Origin of the sequence: Mesorhizobium sp. M7A.F.Ca.US.014.04.1.1 (genome assembly GCF_003998745.1) — a bacterium.
Taxonomy (GTDB): domain Bacteria; phylum Pseudomonadota; class Alphaproteobacteria; order Rhizobiales; family Rhizobiaceae; genus Mesorhizobium; species Mesorhizobium ciceri.
This window is the reverse complement of the sequence record NZ_RZRW01000325.1, coordinates 1-6,673: the sequence shown is the minus strand read 5'-3', so window position 1 is coordinate 6,673 and position 6,673 is coordinate 1. Positions and strand designations below refer to the sequence as shown.

At 60.6% G+C, this 6,673-nt stretch carries 6 protein-coding genes; all 6 read right to left on the bottom strand.

Annotated features, from left to right (window positions below; translation table 11 throughout):
• A partial coding sequence (gene lpxA, locus EOA22_RS20720) for an acyl-ACP--UDP-N-acetylglucosamine O-acyltransferase (protein ID WP_127390188.1) occupies positions 1-680 on the bottom strand: 680 nt, incomplete at its 3' end.
• 13 nt (positions 681-693) lie between these two features.
• Entirely contained in the window at positions 694-1,161 is a 468-nt protein-coding gene (fabZ, locus tag EOA22_RS20715; protein ID WP_027036657.1) for a 3-hydroxyacyl-ACP dehydratase FabZ, read from the bottom strand.
• Positions 1,154-2,212, bottom strand: coding sequence for a UDP-3-O-(3-hydroxymyristoyl)glucosamine N-acyltransferase (lpxD, locus tag EOA22_RS20710; protein WP_063167970.1), 1,059 nt, complete (start codon positions 2,210-2,212; stop codon positions 1,154-1,156). Before lpxD ends, fabZ begins: the two co-directional genes overlap by 8 nt.
• 75 nt (positions 2,213-2,287) lie before the next feature.
• Positions 2,288-4,654 carry an outer membrane protein assembly factor BamA gene (gene bamA, locus EOA22_RS20705; protein WP_063167969.1) on the bottom strand — a complete coding sequence of 789 codons (2,367 nt, stop codon included), beginning with the start codon at positions 4,652-4,654 and terminating at the stop codon, positions 2,288-2,290.
• A gap of 217 nt (positions 4,655-4,871) precedes the next feature.
• The gene (rseP, locus tag EOA22_RS20700; protein WP_063167968.1) at positions 4,872-6,014 is read right to left on the bottom strand and encodes an RIP metalloprotease RseP; all 1,143 of its coding nucleotides are present in this window, start codon (positions 6,012-6,014) and stop codon (positions 4,872-4,874) included.
• A 103-nt stretch (positions 6,015-6,117) separates the two neighbouring features.
• Positions 6,118-6,673: phosphatidate cytidylyltransferase (locus tag EOA22_RS20695; protein ID WP_164755687.1), on the bottom strand; the 556-nt coding region annotated here is incomplete at its 5' end.

The following is a 6,673-nucleotide window of genomic DNA, read 5'->3' as shown; positions in this document are numbered from 1 at the left end:
GAGCGGGAACGATCGAAGATCATCCTGTAAGCCTTGCGCAGCACAAGGATTTCGGACCTTGGCAGGCCGGAGCGCTTGAGGCCGATGATGTTGAGGCCGCGTAGGCTGGCGCGGTTGCCGACCGCTATGGCAAAGGGGATGACATCGCCGACGATCGCGGAGCAGCCGCCGAGAAAGGCGTTGTCGCCGATGCGGACAAACTGATGCACTGCGGTCAGTCCGCCGATATAGACATTGTTGCCGACCTCGCAGTGGCCGCCCAGCGTTGCGCCATTGTCGAACGTCGCATTGTTGCCGACGACGCAATCATGGGCGATATGGGCGTAGGCAAGGAAATTGCCATTGTCGCCGACCGTCGTCTCGCCGCGGCTGGAATCGGTGCCGAGATGCATGGTCACGCCTTCGCGGATCGTGCAGTTCCTGCCGATGACCAAGGTGGTTCGGCCGCCCTTGTGCTTGGTGTTCTGCGGCGGTGCGCCCAATGTCGCCATCGGATAGACCTTGGTCGAGGCGCCGATCGACGTCGCGCCCATCACCGAGACATGACTGACCAGTTCGACGTCGTCGCCGATCACCACATCGGCAGCGACATGGCAGAACGGCCCGATGCGCACACCTTGGCCGATTTGGGCGCCTTCCTCGACAATGGAGGAAGCATGAATGGATGTCTTGATTTTCATAAGCACTCGATCGTCAGTCGCTGGTGACCATCATGGCTGAAATCTCGGCCTCGGCCGCCTTGGCGCCGTCGACCATGGCTTCACAAGCGAATTTGAGCAGGTTGCCGCGTTTCTTGATTTTCTTGACATAGATCTTCAACTGGTCGCCGGGAACCACCGGTTTGCGGAATTTGGCGTTGTCGATGGTCAGGAAATAGACCAGCGACGGCTTTTCGGTACCCAGGCTGCGGATACAGATGGCGCCGGCCGTCTGCGCCATCGCCTCGACGATGAGCACACCCGGCATGACCGGCTGCTCAGGGAAATGGCCCTGAAAATGCGGCTCGTTTATGGTCACGTTCTTGATGCCAACAGCGGATTCGTCGCCATCGATGTCGACGATACGATCGATCATCAGGAACGGATAGCGGTGCGGCAGGAGCTTCATCAGCCCCATAATGTCGACCGCCTCCAGCGTCGTCGACGCGATCATGTCAGCCATTGCCTCCCTCGCCCTGTTTGCGGGTCCTGGCGAGCTTGCGCAGCATGGCTATCTCCCGCATGGCTTCCGCCATTGGCTGTGCCGGATAGCCGCCCCAGATCTCGCCTGCAGGGACATTGCTCATAAATCCACTTCTGGCGGCAAGCTTGGCCCCTGTCCCAATGGTCAGGTGATCCGCAAGCCCGACGCCGCCGCCCATGGTGACATTGTCACCTACGACCACAGAACCCGAAATACCCGAAAGCCCGGCTATTATGCAATTGCGGCCGATGCGGACGTTATGGGCGATCTGCACGAGATTGTCGATCTTGGTGCCCTGGCCGATGATCGTATCGGACATGGCGCCGCGATCGACGGTGGTGTTGGAGCCGATCTCGACGTCGTCCTGGATAACGACACGGCCGATCTGCGGCACGCGCTCAGGACCCTTGGCCCCGCCGACGAAGCCAAAACCATCCTGGCCTATCCTGGCGCCGCCATGAATGATGACGCGATTGCCGATCAAGGCATACTGGATGCTGGCGCCCGGACCGACATAGCCGTCGCGGCCGATCTGGCAGGATTGTCCGATGACCGCATTTGGGGCGATGACGGTGCCGCTGCCGATCGAAGCACCTGGCCCGACAACCGCGCCGGCCTCGATGACGGCACCGGCTTCGACATGGGCGGTCGCATCGACGTGAGCGTGCGGCGAGACGCCGGTTTCGCTGGTCATTGGCCCTGGTGTCGCCGCCCTCGGAAACAGCAGACGCCCGATCAGCGCGAAGGCCTGTTGTGGACGCGGATGAATGAGAACGGCAACGCTTGCCGGCGCCTTGCCGGCAAATTCCGCCGGGCACAGCACCGCGGCAGCCCGCAGCGACGGCATCAGCGCGGAATTACGCTTGCCGTCGACAAAGACGAGCGCGTTCTCGCCGCCCTCGCTGGCCGGCGCGAGTGCTTCGATCAAAATATTGGAGTGGCCGGAATCGACAAGCACCGAGCCGGTCAGATTCGCGACTTCGCCCGCCGTATACCGGCGTGATGGCGCGAAGAACACCGGATCGGTCATTCCAGAAGCTATATCCAGCTAGGTCGGAACATTTCTCCCGGACCCTGAAGACCCGGGAGCATCGTTGGCCGCCGATCAGAAGCGGGTCGATATGCCGAAGTTGAATTCCTGCACGTCGTCGCGCGCTTCCTTCTTGACCGGGATCGCATAGTCGATACGAATCGGACCGAACGGCGACGCCCACATCAGACCAACGCCGACAGAGGCACGCAGCTGCATGTCCGTTGACTCCTGAGCAACGCTCGTAACCTTGCTGCCATAGAGAGTCGCCGCGTCAGCAAACACAGCTCCGCGAAGGCCGAAGCTTTCCGGAACGACTGGCAGCGGGAACTGGGCTTCAGCAGAAGCATTGAAGTAGGTCGTACCGCCGAGATGGTCACCCGTGAGAGGATCCACAGGCCCGATACCGCCATAGGCGAAGCCACGGATCATGCGGTCCGTGCTCTGGAACTGATCGAAGATACGCAGGCCGTCACTGCCATAACCCTCGACATGGCCGGCGCCGCCCGAAATAAGGCCGACAAGATCAAGCGACTCGGACAACGTCTGATAGACGCTGCCGCGTCCCGTGATCTTCACGAACTTGGCATCGCCGCCAAGACCGGCCACTTCGACGGTTGTGTTGGCATAGATACCCTCATGCGGGTTCTTCATGTCGTCGATGGTGTTGTAGACCAGCCCGAGACTGACCGACGACTTGATCCAAGGGCTCTGATCGATGCCATCAAGGATTGCAGTTGAGATATTGCAAGGGCTGCCAGGAATATAAACCCCATCGGTCAAGCAACCATCGTCAACTTTATATTTTTCCTGCGATATGTTGTACGCCAACTGGGTCGTGATGCTGTCGGTGATCGGCAGGCCGAAACGGATCGTCGCGCCCGTGGTATCGCTGTCATAGTTGTTGTTGTATTCCCGCGTCGACTTATAGATGTCGAAACCGGCGGCGATGCGCCGTCCGAGGAAATAAGGCTCGGTGAAGGACAGGCTGTAGTCGCGTGAATTCTTGCCGCCGCCCGCAGACAGCTTGATGAACTGACCGCGACCGAGGAAGTTGCGCTCGGTCACCGAGCCTTCGACCGACGGACCGGCCGTGTCGCCACCGGTCGAATAACCAGCGCCCACCGAGAACTCACCGGTCGATTTCTCAACCACGTCGACCACCAGAACGACCTGGTCGGGCTGCGAGCCAGGCACGGTCGAGATGTCGACTTTCTCAAAGTAGTTCAAGTTTTCCAGGCGCTTCTTCGCGCGCTGGATGAGCACCTGGTTGAAGGCGTCGCCTTCGCTGACGTCGAACTCCCGGCGAATGACATAGTCACGCGTGCGATCGTTGCCGCGGATCTCGATGCGCTCGATATAGGCCTTGGTGCCCTGGTCGATCGTGTAGACGACCGAAATGGTGTGGTTCTCGAAATTGCGGTCGCCGCGCGGCGTGACCTGCGCGAAGGCATAGCCGGAACCGGCCACCTTCTCGGTCAGCGCGATGATGGAATCCTCGACGTTCTTGGCGTTGTAGACGTCACCCTTGTGCGTCTCGATCACCGATTCCAGCGACTTGCCGTCGACTTCAGGGATCGTGCTCTCGACGCTGACATCGCCGAACGTGTAGCGGTCGCCTTCCTGGACGGTGATGGTGACCGTGTACTTGTTCGTCGCGCTGTCGAGCTCGCCGACGGCGGACACGACCTGGAAGTCGGCATAGCCGTGATTGTAGTAGAAGCGGCGCAGCAGCTCCTGGTCCGCGCGCAGCTTGTCATCGTCGTAGACGTCGTCGCGCAGGATGAAGGAAACCCAGGACGAACGCTTGGTGTTGATGATATCCGACAGGCGGCGGCTGGAATAGGCGCTGTTGCCGACGAAATTGATCGCCGCGATCTGCGTGCGATCGCCTTCGGCAATGTTGAAGACCACATTCACGCGATTGTCGCCAAGCTGCATGACCTGCGTGGTCACGGTCACGTCGTCGCGACCAATGCGCCTGTAGGCAGCCTTGACCGACTCCACGTCGGCATCGAGCGTCGCCTGCGAGAACGTTCCGCGTGGCTTCAGCTGCACCGCCGCCGCGAGCGCATTGTCCTTGAGTTTCTTGTTGTTCTGGAACAGCACCTGGTTGACAACCTGATACTCGGCAACCTTGACCACCAGCGTCGAGCCGACCTGGTTGATCTGCACATCCGAAAACAGGCCGGTGCCAAACAGTGCCTTGACCGCACCGTCGATATCGGAACTGGAGAAAGCCTTGCCCGGCTTGATGGTGATGTAATTGCGGATGGTCTCAGCGTCGATACGCTGGTTGCCGCTTACTTCGACTCTGCTGACGACAGCGGCTTCAGCCGCCGATGTGGCAACGAACTGCACTGCGAGCGCGCCTGGCACGACCATGGCCGCGGACAGGGTCACCGCGGACGCGGCGCTTAGAAACTTGGATGCTGCCTTCATCGGGCTTAATAACCTTTTCTCGTAGTCCCCACGGCGAGAAAACCGGACGTGCGGTAATTTCCCCTACCGTATTAACCGGATTTTCCCTACACGCAAGGCTTCTGGTTAATTTGTATTTACTTAACCCTGCGGCGTGGCTTTCGCGTCACTCATATCCCCTTGCATGGTAAACGGCGTCTCAACATCGTCCATGCAGAAGCCAAATTTCTTCATGATTTCAGCACCCAAACAGATCGTTCCAAAAAACGAACCCCATGAAGCACAGCACCAGAAGCAACCCGGCCCGATAGGCCATTTCCATCATCCGTTCCGACACCGGACGGCGAATGACAGCCTCCACCCCGTAGAACAAGAGGTGACCGCCGTCGAGAGGGGGAATCGGCAAAAGGTTCAGAATTCCGATGCCAACGGATAGCAGTGCAACCAGTTGCACGAGCCATTCGAATCCAAGTTTCGCAGCCCTGCCCGCCATGTCGGCGATCTTCACCGGACCGCCCAACTGACATTTGTCTTCGCGCCCGACAACAAAGCGCTGCAGGAACTGGCCGGTGCGCTGGATGACGTGACCGGTTTCCTCGACCGCCGCCGCGACAGCTCCAACAGGCGTGTAGGTGATGAGCCGTGGCTGGCCGAGTTCCTTGTTGTTGACGACACCGATTACAGCGACCTTGACCTTGTTGCCGAGCGCGTCTTCCTGTTCCATCAGCCGCGGTGCCGCGGTCACAGTGACCTCCCGGCCGTCGCGCAGCATGACGAAAGTGATTGCGTCGTCCGCACGGCCCGAGACCAGGCGTTGGACGTCGCCAAAGGTTTCGACCTTGTTGCCGTCGACGCTGACGAATCGGTCGCCGGGAAGGATGCCGGCCTTCGCCGCCGGGCTGTCGGCGGTCACCTCGGCCACCATGGGCTCGGCGACATAACGGCCATAGGCGGTGAACAGCACGGAAAAGACGACGATCGTCAGCAGGAAATTGAACAGCGGCCCGGCCACCACCGTTGCCGCGCGCTTCCAGATCGGCTGCGTGTGGAAGGCGACCTTGCGCTCTTCCTCGGTCAGCGTTTCAATTTCTTCCGACGTGGGCTGGCTCGATGTGGCGTTCATGTCGCCGACGAATTTGACATAGCCGCCAAGCGGTATCGCACACAGTTTCCAGCGCGTGCCGTGGCTGTCGTTGAAGCCGAAGAGTTCCGGGCCGAAGCCGATCGAGAAGGCCCTGACGCCGATGCCGCACCAGCGCCCGACAAGGTAATGGCCCATTTCGTGGACGAACACGACCACGGTCAGCACGAAGAGGAATGGCACCAGCGTGCCGAGGACAAAGCCTTGTGTGCTGAAAAGCGCGTGAAGAATCTCGTTCAAGACAAACCCTCAAATTCTTCCACGGCGCAGACTGCGCCGTGACTGTGACACCAATCCGGGCGAATCCAAGGCGCATCGCGCAAAGGACCTGAAATGACACCACTCAAACGGGAAACAGACCCTGCGCCGGATGATCGGCGTTCGCCGAAATCCAGCCGATGACGTATAGGGCGAATGCGGCTGCGACAAGCCCATCGACACGATCCATGACGCCGCCATGGCCCGGGATGAGCGCGCCTGAGTCCTTGCGGCCATGGCGGCGCTTGACCCAGGATTCAAACAGGTCGCCTGCCTGCGAGACAATCGACAGCACGAGCGCCACCAGGCCGAGCAATGCCAGATTGCCGACACCGGCAGCTACGGCGAGGACCAGCCCGGCGACGACGCCGCCGAGCGCACCGCCGAGCGCGCCGCTGCGCGTCTTGCCGGGCGAGATAGAGGGCGCCAGTTTCGGCCCCCCAACGGCACGGCCAACGAAATAGGCAAGGATATCGGTGGCCCAGACGACCGCAAACAGGAACAGGATGGCAATGAGGCCCGAACGATCGCCATCGCGCAGCAAGGCGAGCGACAGGCCTGAAACCGCGGCATAGGCGAGGCCGCTCGCATCCCATTGTCCGGTCTTGCGAAGCGAGGCGGCTATCGCCGCTGCGGCAACA